We start from the raw sequence: 15,439 nt of genomic DNA, 5'->3' as shown, positions 1-15,439 counted from the left end.
CGCCATGGGGAGCCGACCGAGCAGCACCGCCACCGCACCTCCGCCCGCCGCGGGGGTGCGGTGCTCGTGGTGGGACGTTCCGCGGGGCGTGCGCGACCAGGTGGAGGCCGGGCTCGGCTCCCCGGTGGAGGGTGCGGTGACCCAGGCGGGCGGCTTCTCCCCGGGCGTGGCCGCCCGGGTCCGCCTCGCGGACGGCAGGCGGTTCTTCGTCAAGGCGGTGGGCCCCGAGCCGAACCCCGACGCCCCCGGACTGCACCGGGCGGAGGCCCGGATCACCGCCGCCCTCCCGGCCGCGGCTCCCGTGCCGGAGCTGTTCCTGAGCCTGGACGTCGCCGGATGGGTCGTCCTGGTCCTGGAGGACGTCGACGGCAGAACCCCCGCCCAGCCGTGGCGGCCGGACGAACTCGCCCGGGTCCTCTCGGCGGCGGAAGCGCTGTCGGCGCTCCTCGACCCCTCTCCCCTGCCGGTGCCGACCCTGGAGCAGGCCTGCGACGGGCAGTTCCGGGGGTTCCGCGCACTCGCCGGGGCCGCCGGGGCCGAGGGCGCGGACCTCGGGGCGCGGCTCGATCCGTGGGTGCGCCGGCGTCTGGAGCGCCTCGCCGACCGTGAGGCCGGGTGGGCGGCGGCCGCGGCCGGCACCGCCCTGGTCCACGGTGACCTGCGGGCGGACAACATCCTGCTGACCGCGGGGCGCGTGGTGTTCGTCGACTGGCCGTGGGCCGCGATCGGCGCGTCGTGGTTCGACGTGGTGGCCATGGGGCCGAGCGTCGTCATGCAGTCGCAGGATCCGGAGGCCGCCGTGGCCCGCCTCGACCGGCATCTGGCCGGCCGGGGCGCCGTTCCGGAGGACGTCACCACCGTGCTGGTCGCGGTCGCCGGCTATCTTCTGCACGCCTGCCTCCAGGCCCCGCCGCCCGGGCTGCCGACCCTGCGGGCGTTCCAACGGGCGCAGGGCGAGGCGGCGCTGCGGTGGCTGCGGCGACGCCCGGGCCGGTGGTAGGCCCCGGCCCCCGCCCGCGTCAGAGGGGGCCGGAGCGCAGCGGGGGCAGGACAAGCTGCCGCCGCACCGGGGCGGCCCGGGCGTCGTCGCGGGATTCGGTCTCCAGGACCAGTTCGTTGGTGGGCAGGATGAACGCCCGGACGGTGAGCCGCTGGTCGCGGGCGAGCCGGGCCTCGCGGATGGTCCCGCGGACCAGGGCGTCCAGCGCCTGGCTCGCGGTCTCGACGTCGCCGAACCAGGACGCGGCGGTCAGCCGCGTCCGCAGGCGCAGCCGGGCGCCCGGTCCGGCGCACGCGTTGGCGTGGAACTCCTCGGCCCACCGCCACGGCACGTGCTCGGGTTCGGGCAGCGGCAGGGCCGCGGGGCGGTGGACGCGGGTCTCCCGCTCCCCCGCCGGGGCGGCGGGGGCGGGTGCCTCGTCCGGGCTGTCCATGGTGACCTCCTTCGTCACGGCCCGCGCACCGGGCCTTCCCCCATGCTCGGCGCGCGTCGTCCCGGCTGCCTGAGTACACCTACTCAAACCGGGCGACCTGGGACCACCCGCCCGTAACACCCCCACCGACCGCACCTTCCCTACCCCACACGGCAGTACAGGCCGCCCTCGCGCTCCGCGACAACCGTGGCGAGTGCGGCGACCTCGCGCAGGATCTCCTTCGCGACCTCCGTCTCCAGCGCCGCACCCGCCTCCGCCGACAGCCGGGCCCAGTCACGGGCCGCGCTCCGCAGCCGGTCCGGCCCCGCGGTCGCCAGCGCCCGGACGAGGCAGGGAGAGAGGGCGAAGATCCAGGATTCCCCGTGCCGGGCCTCGGCGACGGTCCGCGGTTCGCCCTCGTCGGCCAGGTCGTCCCACCTCCCGCCGGTCAGCAGCGCCTCCCAGTGCAGCACCGCCTCCTCCGGGTCGAGGTTCCCGCAGGAGAAGGCCGCCGGGCCGGGTTCGGGGCCGCCGCCGAGGGCCGAGGCGGCTGCCGGGTCGTCGGGCGCGACGAAGAAGTCCACGATGACGCTCATGGGAGCATGATGACCCGGCCACGGCCGAGGGAGAATCGGCCCATGGCTCCACGCATCGCGCCCGTCTCCGTCTCCTGGGACCGCATCGACCGGTGGCTGGAGGTCCACTCTCCGGACGGCCTGGCTCTCCTTGCGCCGCCGGCGACGGACGGGGAACTGAGGGAGGCCGCCCGGGTCCTGGGACGGGAGCTCCCCGCCGAGTTGGCCGAGTCGCTGCGCCGCCACGACGGGGCGACCCGCTGGACGACCGTGCTCCCCGAACAGTCTCCGCTGCCGGTCGCCGAGGTGGCGGAGCGGTGGCACATGTACGGCGGCATCGCGGCGGAGAACGACGGGCTCAGGCCCCGGCACGGGGACGACGAGCCCTGGTGGCATCCGCGGTGGATCCCCTGGGCGGAGGGGGTCGCCGGCGACGCGCAGGTGATCGACACCCGGCCCGGCCCGGACACCGGGAGGCTCGGGTGGGCCGGACACGGCGGCGGCGGTGACTTCCTCGACTCCTGGCCCGGCCTGGGCGCGCTGCTGCACGCGGTGGCGGAGGCACTCCACCACGGCGGCGGCGTACGGGGCCTCCACCCGTTCCTGGGCGCGGACGGCGTCCTGCTGTGGGACGAGGCGGGGAGCCGGGACGCGCACGGTTCCCCGCTCGTCCCGGCTCCCGTCGGACTGCCCTGAGGCGTCGGGCCGGTCCGGCCGGTCGTCAGGAGGTGACCGCGCGCAAGCGGATGCGGGTCACCAGGTCCTCGCCGCCCGCGCCCGCCGCGGACTTGTCGAGGACGTACGCCGTGCCGCCGTCGATCCGGACGTGGTTGGGCAGCGGGCCGGTCGGCACCGTGGCGAGGACCTCGGTGGTGCGGGGGTCGACGACCGAGACGTCGCCGGCCAGCCGGTTCACCACCACGACCTGGCCCGAACGCGGGGAGACGTCCACGGACTTGGCGCCCGCGCCGGTGGGCACCGTCGCGGTGACGGCGCCGGAGCGCAGCGAGACGACGGTGAGCGTGCCGGTGGTCTGGTCGGCGGTGTAGGCGGTCCGCCCGTCCGGGGACAGCGCGATGCCCAACGGGCCCGCACCGGCCGGGAGCAGGCGGGGGTCGGCGGTCCCGGGGCGGACCTCGATGATCCGGCTGCCCAGGTAGTCGGCCGCGTAGACCGCTCCGGTGCGCTCGTTCACCGCCAGCCCGGTGGGTCCGCTGCCCTCGACGGCGACGCGGCGTACCTCTCGGTAGGTGCGGCTGTCGTAGGCGACGAGCTCGCCCGAACCGTAGGCGCTGACCCAGGCCAGGTCGCGCCGCTCGTCGACCACGACCTCCCGCGAGTGTTTCGCGCCGGCGAGGGTGGCGAGGTGACGGCCGTCGCGCTGGCTGTAGACGGCCACCGAGTCGTTGCGGGTGTTGGTCACCCAGAGGGTGTTGTGCTCGTCGTCGACGTCGATGCCGTAGACGGCCTCGGGGGTTCCCGCCTCGGACACGGGCACCGGGTAGGTCGCCTCGACCTCGAGCGTGTCCGGGTCGACCTTGACCAGCTGCGAGCCGGTGACGGGGGCCGGGGGCATGCCGACGGCGGCGGTGGCCCACAGCGCGTCGTTCCGCTCGGAGTAGGCGGACTGGTACAGGCCCGCGGCGAGGGGGGCGGCCGCGACGCCGGTGGCCGGGGTGCTCGGAGCCGCGGCCGCCCCGGCGACCGGCAGCGCGCCGGTCACGGCGAGGGCCAGGGCGACGGCGGTCAGGGTGCGTGGGGACAGGGTCCTGGAGGAAGGCCGTGCGGACATGGGCGTCGGATCTCCATGAGGCTCGGGAAAGGCCGACGCGGCGTCTGTCGGCCCGTCGGCCCGATCGTCCGCCGCAGCCTAACCCGGGCCTCCGGCGGCCCCGGTCATCGGGGCCGCCGGACGCGGGACACCCGCGCGCCCCAGGTCAGCGCCGTGCCGGACGCGGGATGCCGTCCAGCAGCCAGTGGGGGCCCACCGTCCAGCCGAGGAACCGGCGTCCGCCGTGCGCCTCGAGCGGCTCCCCGGCCGCCGCGTTCAGCAGGCCGCGGATCGCGGGGGCGAGCCGGGCGGTGACCCGGGCGGGCCGGCGACCGGGGCCGTCCGCCTCCCCCGCGAGCCAGGAGAGCACGCTCTCCTGCTCCGGCGGTGAGCACAGCGAGAGGAAGAACACCGCCTGCCGCCAGGCGTAGGCCGCGTCCTTGACGGTGCCGAGCGGCCGCGGATTGTTCTCGAGCTGCTCGGCCAGCCGCCATGCCTGCAGGAACGCTCCGCGCGCCGGGCCGGCCCAGCCGTCGCGGGGCGCGACCCGTGCCCTGGCCACCAGGGTGGCGAGGTTGTGGGTGGTGAGGATCTGGGCCTGTTCGATCACCATGCCGTTGCCCGCCACCGACCCGAACCTGCGGACCGTCCGACCGGAGGCGTCCCGTGCCCGCCGGGAACACAGGGCGGCGAAGTCCGCTGCGTCCGCGACTCCCTCGTCGAGGCCGTAGTACCGCTCGTAGGGCGTGCCGGTGAGGAGTTCGCCCGCGATGCGGGCGACCGCGGCGAACTTGGGGCTGAAGGAGCCCATGAAGATGTCCGCCGCCAGCTCCTCGACCATCGGCGCGTCCAGCCCCGACTGCCGTGCCAGTGTCCCGAGTTCACGGACCAGCGGGTTGGGCAGGAGGGTGCCCGGGAAGGCCGTGAGGGCCAGTTCCCCGAGTTCGCGCAGCACCGCGGCCGGGCCCTCGCCGCCGTCCTCGGGACGGCGCAGCGGGACGACGGCCCGGACCCAGGGCAGCTCCTCCACCCTGACCTGCGAGGCCAGGTTCAGCAGGAGCAGCGAGCGCCGGCCGCGGAACGCCCGGTAGACGGCCGCCGTGAGGGTGCGCAGCGAGGCGTCGCGCCAGCCTCGCGCCCAGACGGCGCCCACCAGTTGGGGCGTGAGCCGGGCCAGCACCTCCGCCGAGGGGACGACGCCGCGCTCGACCAGGGTGGCGACGGGGGCGCTGAGCGCCGCCTCGACCGGCCTGCGCACCGCGGGCGGAACGATCGTGCCCGCGGGCGGCCCGCCGGCGGCGGCCTCCCACGCGGTGACCGGTCCGGTCGGGCCGGCGACGTCGGTGAGGCCGGTGTCCTGGGGCAGCTCGGCGAGACGGTCCGCCAGCAGCCGGGCCATCCGGTGGTGCGAGGGGAGCGCCGCCTGCACGGCCTGCGCGCCGCGGAGTTCGGCGTGGCGCGGCGAGCCGGGCACGCCCCGCTTGCGCACCATGCCGGTGACGGCGGCCCGCAGCAGTCCGAGCAGGCGGGCGTCCGGGGCACGGCCGGCCACCGCCTCCTCCAGGGCAGTACGCAGGACGCCGAGGTTCTGCCGCGGGTCGCGGTGCCTGGTGCAGTACGTGTGGCGGGCGGCGAGGTCCTGGTAGCGGCGCAGCAGCACCGCGCCGCGCTCACGCCAGGCGTCGTCGGGGACGCGGGCGAGCACCACGCCGTCCTCGGCCGTCTCCAGCCAGTGGGTCAGCAGGGCGTCGCCGAACGGGTGCCAGACGGCGAGGGCCTCCCGCTGGGTCTCGACGCCACGGTGGGGGCGGCGGGTGTTCAGGGCGGCGCGCGCCTCGCCGACGGTGACGCGGTGCACGGCGTCCGGCCCGGGAGCGGGGCGCTCGGCGGGGCGCGGGAGGAAGCGCAGCCGGCCGGCGAACGGCTCCAGTTCGCCGACCAGGTCGACGGCGGCTTCCGTCTCGCCCGCCCGGCCGAGCCAAGCCACGGTGAGCAGGGCGGCCTCCTCGGGCACGGCCACCTCGTAGGCGCCGCTGTCGAGCAGCTCGCAGAGCCGGAACAGGCCCTCCTCGGTGAGGAAGTGGTCGAAGAGGACGCGGCGGTCCTCCGGCAGGCCGGCCCGCCGCGCCGCCTCCTTCTCGTAGGGCTGCAACGGGCCGCCCGCGCTCGGGGCGCCGGTGGCGAAGCCGCCGTGGGCGACCTCGAGGGTCACCCATGCGGGCAGGCCGGCGACCGGCGTGCGGGAGCCGACGGTCAGCCGCCCGTCCGTCATGGCGCTCAGCACGGCGCGCCACCGCTCCCCCGTGCGGCCCGCTCGTGCGCGGACCTCGGGGTCGGGGTGGGTGCGTGCGGTGGTGAGCGCCTTGGCGAGCTGCCCGAGCGGGTAGCCGGTGCCGACGGTCGTGGTGCGCTGCTGCTCAGCGTTCTCGTTCATGGCCGACGTGGCGGGTTCCGCCCCCGCGCCCTCCAGGTCCCGAGCCTGGTGCTCTGGCTGACTGAGCTACACGTCGTGGTGGAGCCGATTCTGTCGGCGTGACCGCCCGGCGTTCAACCGACTTTCGGTCACGGGGCCGCCCGCGCCGACTCCGAACGGGTGAATGGGGAATGCATGCAGTGCCTCGGTCGCTGGACCCTGGTGACGATGGCGTGCAGCTGACCGGAAAGGATGTACCCCATGGTGGACGTCGGACGCTTCGGCATCTGGAGCGGCAAGCTCCGGGAGGGCGGGGACGAGGCGGTGGAGGCCGTCGCCGAGCTGGACCGGCTGGGTTTCGGAGCCGTGTGGTTCGGCATGGCCTCGGTGCCGGCGGCGGGCGAGCTGCTGGCGGCGTCCTCCCGCATCGCGGTGGCCACCGGCATCCTGAGCATCTGGCAGTACGACGCGGCGATGGTCGCCGAGCAGGCGGCGGCCGTGGAGGACCGGCACCCTGGGCGTCTGCTGCTGGGGCTCGGCGTCAGCCACGCGCCGCTGGCCAAGGACTACCGCAAGCCGTACTCGGCGATGGTGGACTACCTCGACGCGCTGGACTCGGCCTCCGCGCCGCTGCCGAAGGAGTCCCGGGCCCTGGCGGCGTTGGGGCCCCGGATGCTGCGGCTGGCCGCCGAGCGCACCGCGGGCGCCCACCCCTACCTGGTGGACGCGCAGTTCGTGGCGCGGGCCCGGGAGACGCTCGGCGCGGGTCCGCTGCTGGCGCCGGAGGTGAAGGTGGTGCTGAGCGCCGACCCGGCCGAGGCGCGGCGGATCGGGCGGGAGACGGTCGACATGTACACCCGGCTTCCCAACTACACCGACAACTGGCTCCGGATGGGCTTCGAGGAGAAGGACTTCGCGGAGGGCGGCAGCGACCGGCTGATCGACTCGGTGGTGGTCTGGGGCGACGACGACACGGTCCGTTCGCGTCTCGCGGAGTTCCACGACGCGGGCGCCGACCACGTCGCGGTCCAGGTCCTCGACGGCTCCCCGGACCGCTACCCCCGCGAGGGCTGGCGCCGCCTGGCCGAACTGCTCGAGGTGCGCTGACCGCGCGGGTGGCCCCGGGGTCGGTTCCCCGGGGCCACCCGTGGTGCGGTGCCGGCGGGCAGGGTGCTCGCGCCCCGGCCCGCCCACGGCTCAGGCCGTGACGAGGGTGAGTCCGTACCGGCCGAGGATCTCGTTCACCGGCTGGAACCAGGTCTGGCCGCCGGTCGAGCAGTTGCCCCAGCCGCCGGAGGTGACGCCCTGCGCCTGGTCGCCGCTGATGAACGAGCCGCCGGAGTCGCCGCCTTCGGCGCACACGCTGGTCCTGGTCATCTGACGCACCGCGCCCTGGCTGTAGTTGACCGTCTCGTTCTTGGCCTGCACGGTGCCGCAGTGCCAGTGGGTGGTGGAGCCGGAGCGGCAGATCGACGCCCCGACCGGCGCCTCGTTGGAGCCGCGCACCAGCTGGTCGGAGACGGTGCCCCAGCCCAGCACCACCGGCACGGTCCACCAGCCGCTGCCGACGTTCACCCAGGCGTAGTCGTTCTCGGGGAACGACGAGCCCTGGATGTTGCCGATGTAGCTGCGGTCCCAGCCACTGACCGACTGGCCGGCACCGCCGCAGTGCCCGGCGGTGACGAAGCCTCCGACCACGGAGAAGCCTATGGAGCAGCGCACGTTGCCCGTGTAGAAGGGGTCACCGCCGACCGTGCCGGCGGCCAGGGTGCGCGGCGCGCCAGGAACGGTCTCGACGGTCACCGGACCGGCCGCGCGGGCCCGGTCCAGGAACCGCTCGACGGCGTCGTCGGAGCGGCTGCCGTCGGCGACGTTCACCACGACGGTGTTGGCCCGCGGGTCGACGTGCCAGCCGGTGACCCCTTCCGGGGCGTCGAGCCGGTCGACGCGCCGCTGCGCGGCGGCCAGTTCCCGCACGTCGTGCCGGACCGTGCGGACCTCCGCACCGGTGGCCTTCACCGCACGGCGGGTGCGGTCGGGGGCGTCCGCGGTGACGGCGACGGCGAGGCGGCCGGTCTTCGCGTCGAACCAGGAACCGCCGTAGGAGTCGCCCGCGGCGCGCCGCGCCGTGGGCTCGAGCGCGGTCGCGCTCTTCTCGGCGGCGAGGCGGTCCTCGGCCTGTGCCGCGGTGAGGCCGAGGTCCTGCCGCATGGCCCGCAGCAGCCCGTCGGAGGCGGGCGCCTGCGAGGCGGCGGAGGACCGGCCGTCGTCGGCCGAGGCGGTGGGGGCGGCCGCGGTGACCCATGTTCCGACGACGAACAGGGCGGCGAGTGCGCCGCGGGTGAGGGCGTTGCGTCTCATGGGGGTGCCTTTCGGTTCGTTCCGGCAGGGGGGCGGTGGAACCAGGGATCTCTGAGAGCGCTCTCCCAGCCGGCCGACGGGCGCGCGGCAGGCAGGGAGACGGGAGGGGGCGGAACGGGAGGGAGAGGAGGCGGGGCGGGAAGGCGGGGCAGGATCAGGCGCCCGCGCCGACCTCGATCGTCCAGGACGCCGGAGCACCGTCCTGGAGGTGACCGTCGACCGCGGGCGCACCCGTGGGGCCGACGTCGTCGTAGGGGAAGGCGTAGCCGATGGTGGCGTGCTCGTGGACCAGGCGGGCGTAGTGGTTGGTGATCGCGTGCTGGTAGTACCGGTCGGCCGGCACGCCGTCGGGCTGGTTGTCGCCGCCGGACACCAGCAGCGAGCTGCGGTTGAGCGCCGCCGCCAGCCGGGCGGCCACCGCGCCGCGGGCGTCGCCGCCGGAGTTGTAGAGCGGGCCGCTCGCGCAGCCGAAGATGTCCACGGCGCTGGGCTTGGTGAAGGGCACGCCGTTGTCGTTCAGCCCGGCGAAGGTCAGCACCCCGCCGGACACCCGTCCGGTGTACTTCCCGACGGAGCCCTGCCCGTTCACGGTCAGGTCGGTGGTCTCGTAGCGGCGCCAGACCTCGTCCAGGTAGGGCTGCCAGTAGTCGCCGAACCCGGTCGGCGAGTGGGCCGGCGCCATCACCCGGACGACCTTGCCCGCGTCGTCCGTGCCGACCAGCCGGTCCCACGGCGCGCCGTCGGCGGCGTGCTGGGCCCGCAGGCCCTCCGCGATCCGGCCGAGCGCTCCGGCGGGCAGCGCCGGAACCGACTGCGAACCGGCCGACCCGGTGCTGGACATCTCGACGGGGAGCGCCACCATGTCCACGTAGCTGATGTTGGCGTACAGGTTTGCGCTGTTGTACGTGAACTCGCAGAAGGTCCAGTTGGTGCGCCAGTTGGGGTCGCTCGCGGTGAGCGCGGGCTGGACCATGCCCGGTGCTCCCCCGCCGTTCGCCGGGTTCACGAAGAACTGGAGCTTCGCGCCGACCGAGAACCAGACCCGGCCGCTGATGACGTACTGGTTCAGCGGGACCCGCACCCCGGACGAGCCCGAGGGGCCCAGGGGTATGGAGTGGTCGGCCACGGGCGTGAGCACCGAGGACGGGCTGGGCAGCCGCCGGAAGACGCCGTCCGCGCCGACGAAGCCCGGCCAGCCGGACTCGTCGGCGCCGCTGATGTAGGCGTACACGGTGTCGCTGCCGGAGGTGTTGCGCAGGGTGATCGGCAGCGACGCCGCCGCGGTCGAGGACTCGCCGGCCTTGGCGCGCTCCGGCCTGGCGAGGAGCCAGGCGGGCGCTCCGAGCGTGGCGGCCGCGCCCGCGACCATGAAGGATCGTCGGGAAACCACGTGTTCCTCCTGAGATCGTCCCGGTGCGACGCGCCGTGACGGCGCGCGTCCGGGAAGGTGGGGGGTGTTCAGGCAGGTGGGCGGGGCCCGCACGACCTCGTGACCGTGTGCGGACCCGCCTTGGAGTGGCGTGTGCGGTTCCGATGAAATCCTGTTGCTTTTGGAACGTCAAGTAGTCTGAGAGCGCTCTCAGTTGAAAGTTTCGTTGTCCCTGGTGACTGCCAGACTGTCCGCATGACGACGACCCCCACCGATCCCAAGGCCGACCTCCACCGCTACCTCCAGGACGCGCGCGACGCCCTGTTGTGGAAGCTGGAGGGCCTCTCCGAGTACGACGTCCGCCGGCCGCTCACCCCGACCGGGACCAATCTGCTGGGACTGGTGAAGCACCTGGCGACCGTCGAACTCGGTTATCTGGGCGAGGTCTTCGGCCGTCCGTCGGACATCCCCCTGCCGTGGGTGGCGGAGGGCGCCGAGACGAACGCGGACATGTGGGCGACCGCCGAGGAGTCGCGCGAGTTCGTGGTCGGCATGTACCGGCAGGCCTGGGCGCACGCGGACGCGACCCTCGGCGCGCTGCCCCTGGACGCGGTGGGCACGGTGCCTTGGTGGCCGGCGGAGCGCGCGGCGATCACGCTGCACCACGCCGCGGTGCGGGTGATCGCCGACGCCCAGCGTCACGCGGGGCACGCGGACATCGTCCGCGAGCTGATCGACGGGGCGGTGGGCGTGCGCGAGGACAACACGGCGATGGCGCGGGCCGACGCCGCCTGGTGGCAGGCGCACCGCGAGCGCCTGGAGCGGGTCGCCCGGGAGGCCTGACCCCCTGGGCGCGCTCCCACATAGGCGCGCCCCGCACCTATGTGCTGCCACTCCACTGGCAGGTGTCGGGCCCGTTCGTACGGTCGGAGCGCGTGACCCCCACACGCGCCCCCGCACCGATCCCTTCCGGGAGGACCCCATGCCGGTTCCCGACCGCTCCCGACCCGGGGCACGAGCCCGTGCGTTCGGCCTGACCGCCGTACTCGCGCTGCTGCTGGCCCTGTTCGCCGCCCCGACGCCCGCGTCCGCCGCCTCGCTGACCCAGGTCACCGGGTTCGGCACCAATCCGGGCAACCTCCAGATGTACGCCTACGTGCCCGACGGCCTTCCGGCCGGCGCCCCGCTGGTCGTCGCCCTGCACGGCTGCACGCAGAGCGCCCCGGACTACCACTCCCACGCGGGGTGGGCCAAGTACGCGGACCTGTACCGGTTCGCCGTGGTGTACCCGCACACCTCGAGCGCCAACAACGCCAACTCCTGCTTCAACTGGTTCCAGTCCTCCGACACGGCCCGGGGGCAGGGCGAGGCTCTCTCGGTCAAGCAGATGGTCGACTCCGCGATCAGCCGCTACGGCAGCGACCGCGACCGGGTGTTCGTCACCGGACTGTCGGCCGGCGGGGCGATGACCGCCGCGATGCTCGCCGCCTACCCGGACGTCTTCGCGGGCGGCTCCATCGCCTCCGGCATTCCCGCCGGCTGCGCCACGAGCGTCGCCAACGCCTACACCTGCATGTACAACGCGACGTCCAAGACCCCCAAGCAGTGGGGCGACGCGGTGCGTTCGGCGTCCGGCGGCTGGACGGGTCCCTGGCCGCGGGTCGCCGTCTGGCACGGCACGTCGGACACCACCGTGGTGCCCGCCAACGCCACCCAGTCACGCGACCAGTGGACGAACGTCTGGGGCCTGACCCAGACCCCCGCCTCCACCGCCTCTCTCCCCGGCAACACCACCCAGGCCGTCTACACCGACGCCCGGGGCGTCCCCGCGGTCACCACCTTCACCGTCTCCGGCATGGGCCACGGCACGGCCGTCGACCCGGGCACCGGGACCTCGCAGTGCGGCACCGCCGGCGCCTACTACCTGGACACCATCTGCTCCAGCTACTACACCGCCCTCTTCTGGGGCCTGGACGGCGGCGCCGTCGACCCGGGCGGCCCCGGCGCCCTGCCCGCGCCCACCGGCCTCACGGCCGGCGCCGTCACCGACACCGGGGTGGCGCTGTCGTGGAACGCGGTGAGCGGGGCGGCGTCGTACGAGGTCTACCGCGGCGGCTCCCGGGTCGGCACCGCCACCGGCGCCTCGTACACCGACACCGGTCTGTCCCCGGGCACGGCCTACACCTACGCGGTGGCCGCGGTGGACTCCTCCGGCACGGCCGGCGCCCGCTCCGCGTCCGTCACCGCCACGACGAGCGGCGGCGACGGGGGCTTCGAGCACCGCTGCTTCACGGCCTCCAACTACGCGCACGTGCAGGCCGGCCGGGCCCGCCAGAGCGGCGGCTACGCCTACGCCCTCGGGTCGGGCCAGAACATGGGCCTCTACAACACCTTCTACAGCCACACGCTCGAGGAGACCGCGGCCGGTTACTTCGTGATCTCCGACTCCGGCTGCCCGTCCTGACGCGGAACGTCCCTGAGGGGCCGTCACGCCACCACGCGTGACGGCCCCATAATTATCTTGACGTCAAGAATTACGCGGCGAAGACTGCCCCTGGTCGAACCACAGGAGCCTCCGCATGCCCTCTCCGCTGTCCCGCCTTCTCCCCGAAGACCGCCTGACCCGGGCGATGTCGTACCAGTCGGCCCTCTCGGCGTTCGCCGAGGGCGCCTTCATCACCGGCGAGGCGGTGTACTTCACCCAGGTCGTCGGACTGAGCCCGGCCCAGGTCGGCCTGATGCTGACCCTCTCCCTCGCGGCCGCGTTCGTGTTCTCGGTGCCGCTGGGCCGCCTGGCCGACCGGGTGGGAACCCGGCGCAGCTGGATCGTGGGCTCCGCCCTGGAAGCGGTGTTCTTCGCCTCCTGGTTCCTCGCCGGTTCCTTCGTCACGGCGCTGGCCGTCCTGATCCCCCTCACTCTGGCGAACACCTGGGTGCGGTCCGGGCGCGGCGCCTACCAGACGCAGGTCTTCCCCCGGGAGAAGCGGGTGCACGCGCGGGCGTACCTGCGCGCCGCCCGCAACGCGGGGTACTCCGTGGGCGCCCTGGCCGGCGGTCTGGCCCTCGCCCTGGACAGCCTCACCCTCGTCCACGCCGTGCCCCTGTTCACCTCGGTGGTGCTGCTGGCCAACGCCTACTGGGTCTCCCGGCTTCCGGAGCCTCCCCGGCCCGAGCCGGTGGTGCCCGCCGTGGCGGCGGCGGAGGGCGCGGCCCGCCCCGGCCGCCGCGATCCGCGCGCCGCGCTCCGCAACCGCCCGTTCGTGCTGATGACCTTCCTGAACGGCGTGCTGGGCACCCACCAGGTACTGCTGATGACGGTGATCCCGCTGTGGCTGGTGGCCGAGACCGACGCGCCGAAGGTGGTGCTGGCCTGGCTGTACGGCACCAACACCGTGATGGCGGTGGCCCTGCAGGTGGCCGCCGCCCGGGGTGTCGCCACGGTGACCGACTCGCTCCGCGCCCAGCGGCGCGGCGCACTCTGCTTCCTGGTCTCCTGCGGCATCATCGCCGTCACCCACGACACGGTGGGCTGGGTGACGATCGTGCTGATGTGGGTCGGCCACGTCACGGTGACCGGCGCCGAGCTGTACCAGTCGGCCGGACAGTGGGGGCTGGTCGCCGAGCTGGCCGACCCCGAGCGGCGCGGCGAGTACGAGGGCGTGGTGGGTCTCGGCTACAACCTGGGGTCGGTCTGGGCGCCGGCCGCGTACACCTACCTGGCCATGTCCTGGGGCGCCGTGGGCTGGGCGGTGATCGCCGCGGTCATCCTGACGGCGGCCGTCGCGATCCACCCGGCGGCACGCGCCGGCGAGCGGCACCTGCGGCGTCTGGGGATCGCGCCGGAGACGGAGCGCGGGACGACCGACGACCCGGCCGGTGCACGGGACGGGTCAAAGGACGCGGCGGAGGGCCCGGCCGAGGGGAAGCCGGTGCTGCCTGAGCCCCGCACGGAACCCCGTACGGAAGTCCGGGCGGAACCCCGCGTGGAACCCCGCCAGGAACCCTCTTTGCATGACCATACGGGATGATGCATAATCTTCCTATGTCCAAGGTCCTCACCTCCCTCCCCGTCGGCGAACGCGTCGGCATCGCCTTCTCGGGCGGCCTCGACACCTCCGTCGCGGTCGCGTGGATGCGCGACAAGGGCGCCGTCCCGTGCACCTACACCGCCGACATCGGTCAGTACGACGAACCCGACATCGCCTCGGTGCCCGGCCGCGCCACGGCCTACGGCGCCGAGATCGCGCGCCTGGTCGACTGCCGTGCCGCGCTCGTCGAGGAGGGCCTGGCGGCGCTCACCTGCGGCGCGTTCCACATCCGCTCCGGCGGGCGGGCGTACTTCAACACCACGCCGCTGGGCCGCGCGGTCACCGGCACCCTCCTGGTGCGCGCCATGCTCGAGGACGACGTCCAGATCTGGGGCGACGGCTCGACGTACAAGGGCAACGACATCGAGCGGTTCTACCGCTACGGCCTGCTCGCCAACCCGAACCTGCGGATCTACAAGCCCTGGCTGGACGCGGACTTCGTGACCGAGCTCGGCGGCCGCAAGGAGATGTCGGAGTGGCTGGTCGCGCACGGCCTGCCCTACCGGGACAGCACGGAGAAGGCGTACTCCACCGACGCCAACATCTGGGGCGCCACGCACGAGGCGAAGACCCTGGAGCACCTCGACAACGGCATCGAGACGGTCGAGCCGATCATGGGCGTCAAGTTCTGGGACCCCACGATCGAGATCGCCGCCGAGGACGTCACCATCGGCTTCGAGCAGGGCCGCCCGGTGACGATCAACGGCAAGGACTTCGCGTCCGCCGTCGACCTGGTGATGGAGGCCAACGCCATCGGCGGCCGCCACGGCCTGGGCATGTCCGACCAGATCGAGAACCGGATCATCGAGGCCAAGAGCCGGGGCATCTACGAGGCCCCGGGCATGGCCCTGCTGCACGCGGCCTACGAGCGCCTGGTCAACGCGATCCACAACGAGGACACCCTCGCCCAGTACCACAGCGAGGGCCGCCGTCTGGGCCGCCTGATGTACGAGGGCCGCTGGCTGGACCCGCAGGCGCTGATGATCCGCGAGTCGCTGCAGCGCTGGGTCGGCGCGGCGGTCACCGGCGAGGTCACCCTGCGCCTGCGCCGGGGCGAGGACTACTCGGTCCTCGACACCACGGGCCCGGCGTTCAGCTACCACCCGGACAAGCTCTCCATGGAGCGCACCGAGGACTCGGCGTTCGGCCCGGTGGACCGCATCGGCCAGCTGACCATGCGCAACCTGGACATCGCCGACTCCCGCTCCAAGCTGGAGCAGTACGCCGGCCTCGGTCTGCTCGGCACCGGCGCGAGCCCGGTGCTCGGCGCGGCCCAGGTCACCGGCCTGATCGGCACCATGCCCGAGGGCGGCGCGGAGGCCATCGCCTCGCGCGGCGAGGTCAGCGAGGACGACGAGCTGCTCGACCGCGCGGCGATGGAGGCCGGCACCGACTGACGCGTCGCGGACGCACGCACGGCGCGAGAGGCCGGCCCGGAGCACTCCGGGCC

At 74.4% G+C, this 15,439-nt stretch carries 13 protein-coding genes and 1 tRNA gene; 7 read left to right on the top strand and 7 right to left on the bottom strand.

Annotated features, from left to right (window positions below):
* Positions 1 to 4: 4 nt before the first annotated feature.
* Entirely contained in the window at positions 5 to 1,000 is a 996-nt protein-coding gene (locus tag ACFRAV_RS13300) for a phosphotransferase (RefSeq protein WP_382554650.1), read from the top strand.
* Between the two features lie 19 nt (positions 1,001 to 1,019).
* Here the strand turns inward: ACFRAV_RS13300 and ACFRAV_RS13295 are convergent, their stop codons facing one another.
* Positions 1,020 to 1,433, bottom strand: coding sequence for a hypothetical protein (locus tag ACFRAV_RS13295; protein WP_382554649.1), 414 nt, complete (start codon positions 1,431 to 1,433; stop codon positions 1,020 to 1,022).
* 140 nt (positions 1,434 to 1,573) lie between these two features.
* Positions 1,574 to 2,008, bottom strand: coding sequence for a hypothetical protein (locus ACFRAV_RS13290; RefSeq protein ID WP_382554646.1), 435 nt, complete (start codon positions 2,006 to 2,008; stop codon positions 1,574 to 1,576).
* A gap of 42 nt (positions 2,009 to 2,050) precedes the next feature.
* Here ACFRAV_RS13290 and ACFRAV_RS13285 point away from each other — a divergent pair, with 42 nt between their 5' ends.
* On the top strand, positions 2,051 to 2,683 hold the full coding sequence (locus ACFRAV_RS13285) for an SMI1/KNR4 family protein (protein WP_382554644.1): 633 nt from the start codon (positions 2,051 to 2,053) through the stop codon (positions 2,681 to 2,683).
* Between the two features lie 25 nt (positions 2,684 to 2,708).
* Here ACFRAV_RS13285 and ACFRAV_RS13280 read toward each other — a convergent pair whose 3' ends face one another.
* The 3 genes from ACFRAV_RS13280 to ACFRAV_RS13270 all read right to left on the bottom strand — a co-directional run bounded on the left by ACFRAV_RS13280 (position 2,709) and on the right by ACFRAV_RS13270 (position 6,268).
* The gene (locus ACFRAV_RS13280) at positions 2,709 to 3,779 is read right to left on the bottom strand and encodes a YncE family protein (RefSeq protein WP_382554641.1); all 1,071 of its coding nucleotides are present in this window, start codon (positions 3,777 to 3,779) and stop codon (positions 2,709 to 2,711) included.
* 145 nt (positions 3,780 to 3,924) lie between these two features.
* Positions 3,925 to 6,192: a hypothetical protein gene (locus ACFRAV_RS13275; RefSeq protein WP_382554638.1), complete on the bottom strand. Its 2,268-nt coding sequence runs from the start codon at positions 6,190 to 6,192 to the stop codon at positions 3,925 to 3,927.
* A tRNA-Pro gene (locus tag ACFRAV_RS13270) sits at positions 6,192 to 6,268 on the bottom strand. Before ACFRAV_RS13270 ends, ACFRAV_RS13275 begins: the two co-directional genes overlap by 1 nt.
* A gap of 164 nt (positions 6,269 to 6,432) precedes the next feature.
* On the opposite strand from ACFRAV_RS13270, the gene ACFRAV_RS13265 reads away from it, so the two are divergent.
* Complete coding sequence (locus ACFRAV_RS13265) at positions 6,433 to 7,278, top strand: LLM class F420-dependent oxidoreductase (protein ID WP_382554634.1); 846 nt, start codon at positions 6,433 to 6,435, stop codon at positions 7,276 to 7,278.
* 90 nt (positions 7,279 to 7,368) lie between these two features.
* On the opposite strand, the gene ACFRAV_RS13260 is transcribed toward ACFRAV_RS13265, so the two are convergent.
* Both ACFRAV_RS13260 and ACFRAV_RS13255 read right to left on the bottom strand, forming a co-directional pair.
* A complete protein-coding gene (locus tag ACFRAV_RS13260; protein ID WP_382554632.1) occupies positions 7,369 to 8,532 on the bottom strand; it encodes a S1 family peptidase in 1,164 nt (387 codons plus the stop codon).
* A 154-nt stretch (positions 8,533 to 8,686) separates the two neighbouring features.
* The gene (locus ACFRAV_RS13255; RefSeq protein ID WP_382554629.1) at positions 8,687 to 9,922 is read right to left on the bottom strand and encodes a beta-1,3-glucanase family protein; all 1,236 of its coding nucleotides are present in this window, start codon (positions 9,920 to 9,922) and stop codon (positions 8,687 to 8,689) included.
* Positions 9,923 to 10,156: 234 nt separating this feature from the next.
* Here ACFRAV_RS13255 and ACFRAV_RS13250 point away from each other — a divergent pair, with 234 nt between their 5' ends.
* From ACFRAV_RS13250 to argG, 4 genes are all read left to right on the top strand, one after another.
* Positions 10,157 to 10,744, top strand: a complete 588-nt coding sequence (locus ACFRAV_RS13250) for a DinB family protein (RefSeq protein WP_382554627.1) — start codon at positions 10,157 to 10,159, stop codon at positions 10,742 to 10,744.
* Positions 10,745 to 10,883: 139 nt separating this feature from the next.
* Entirely contained in the window at positions 10,884 to 12,365 is a 1,482-nt protein-coding gene (locus tag ACFRAV_RS13245) for a PHB depolymerase family esterase (RefSeq protein WP_382554626.1), read from the top strand.
* 115 nt (positions 12,366 to 12,480) lie between these two features.
* Positions 12,481 to 13,929 carry an MFS transporter gene (locus ACFRAV_RS13240; RefSeq protein ID WP_382554623.1) on the top strand — a complete coding sequence of 483 codons (1,449 nt, stop codon included), beginning with the start codon at positions 12,481 to 12,483 and terminating at the stop codon, positions 13,927 to 13,929.
* 14 nt (positions 13,930 to 13,943) lie between these two features.
* Positions 13,944 to 15,386 carry an argininosuccinate synthase gene (gene argG / locus ACFRAV_RS13235; RefSeq protein ID WP_351118089.1) on the top strand — a complete coding sequence of 481 codons (1,443 nt, stop codon included), beginning with the start codon at positions 13,944 to 13,946 and terminating at the stop codon, positions 15,384 to 15,386.
* The last annotated feature ends 53 nt before the right edge of the window (positions 15,387 to 15,439 follow it).

Origin of the sequence: Streptomyces sp. NPDC056600 (assembly GCF_042792855.1) — a bacterium.
In the GTDB taxonomy this organism is placed as follows: Bacteria; Actinomycetota; Actinomycetes; order Streptomycetales; family Streptomycetaceae; genus Streptomyces.
This window is presented reverse-complemented; position numbering and strand designations above follow the sequence as displayed.

Excerpts from the sequence above, each read along its gene's own strand:
- ACFRAV_RS13300 (WP_382554650.1), top strand. The coding sequence starts at position 5 with ATGGGGAGCCGACCGAGCAGCACCGCCACCGCACCTCCGCCCGCCGCG.
- ACFRAV_RS13295 (WP_382554649.1), bottom strand. The coding sequence starts at position 1,433 with ATGGACAGCCCGGACGAGGCACCCGCCCCCGCCGCCCCGGCGGGGGAG.
- ACFRAV_RS13290 (WP_382554646.1), bottom strand. The coding sequence starts at position 2,008 with ATGAGCGTCATCGTGGACTTCTTCGTCGCGCCCGACGACCCGGCAGCC.
- ACFRAV_RS13285 (WP_382554644.1), top strand. The coding sequence starts at position 2,051 with ATGGCTCCACGCATCGCGCCCGTCTCCGTCTCCTGGGACCGCATCGAC.
- ACFRAV_RS13280 (WP_382554641.1), bottom strand. The coding sequence starts at position 3,779 with ATGTCCGCACGGCCTTCCTCCAGGACCCTGTCCCCACGCACCCTGACC.
- ACFRAV_RS13275 (WP_382554638.1), bottom strand. The coding sequence starts at position 6,192 with ATGAACGAGAACGCTGAGCAGCAGCGCACCACGACCGTCGGCACCGGC.
- ACFRAV_RS13265 (WP_382554634.1), top strand. The coding sequence starts at position 6,433 with ATGGTGGACGTCGGACGCTTCGGCATCTGGAGCGGCAAGCTCCGGGAG.
- ACFRAV_RS13260 (WP_382554632.1), bottom strand. The coding sequence starts at position 8,532 with ATGAGACGCAACGCCCTCACCCGCGGCGCACTCGCCGCCCTGTTCGTC.
- ACFRAV_RS13250 (WP_382554627.1), top strand. The coding sequence starts at position 10,157 with ATGACGACGACCCCCACCGATCCCAAGGCCGACCTCCACCGCTACCTC.
- ACFRAV_RS13245 (WP_382554626.1), top strand. The coding sequence starts at position 10,884 with ATGCCGGTTCCCGACCGCTCCCGACCCGGGGCACGAGCCCGTGCGTTC.
- ACFRAV_RS13240 (WP_382554623.1), top strand. The coding sequence starts at position 12,481 with ATGCCCTCTCCGCTGTCCCGCCTTCTCCCCGAAGACCGCCTGACCCGG.
- argG (WP_351118089.1), top strand. The coding sequence starts at position 13,944 with ATGTCCAAGGTCCTCACCTCCCTCCCCGTCGGCGAACGCGTCGGCATC.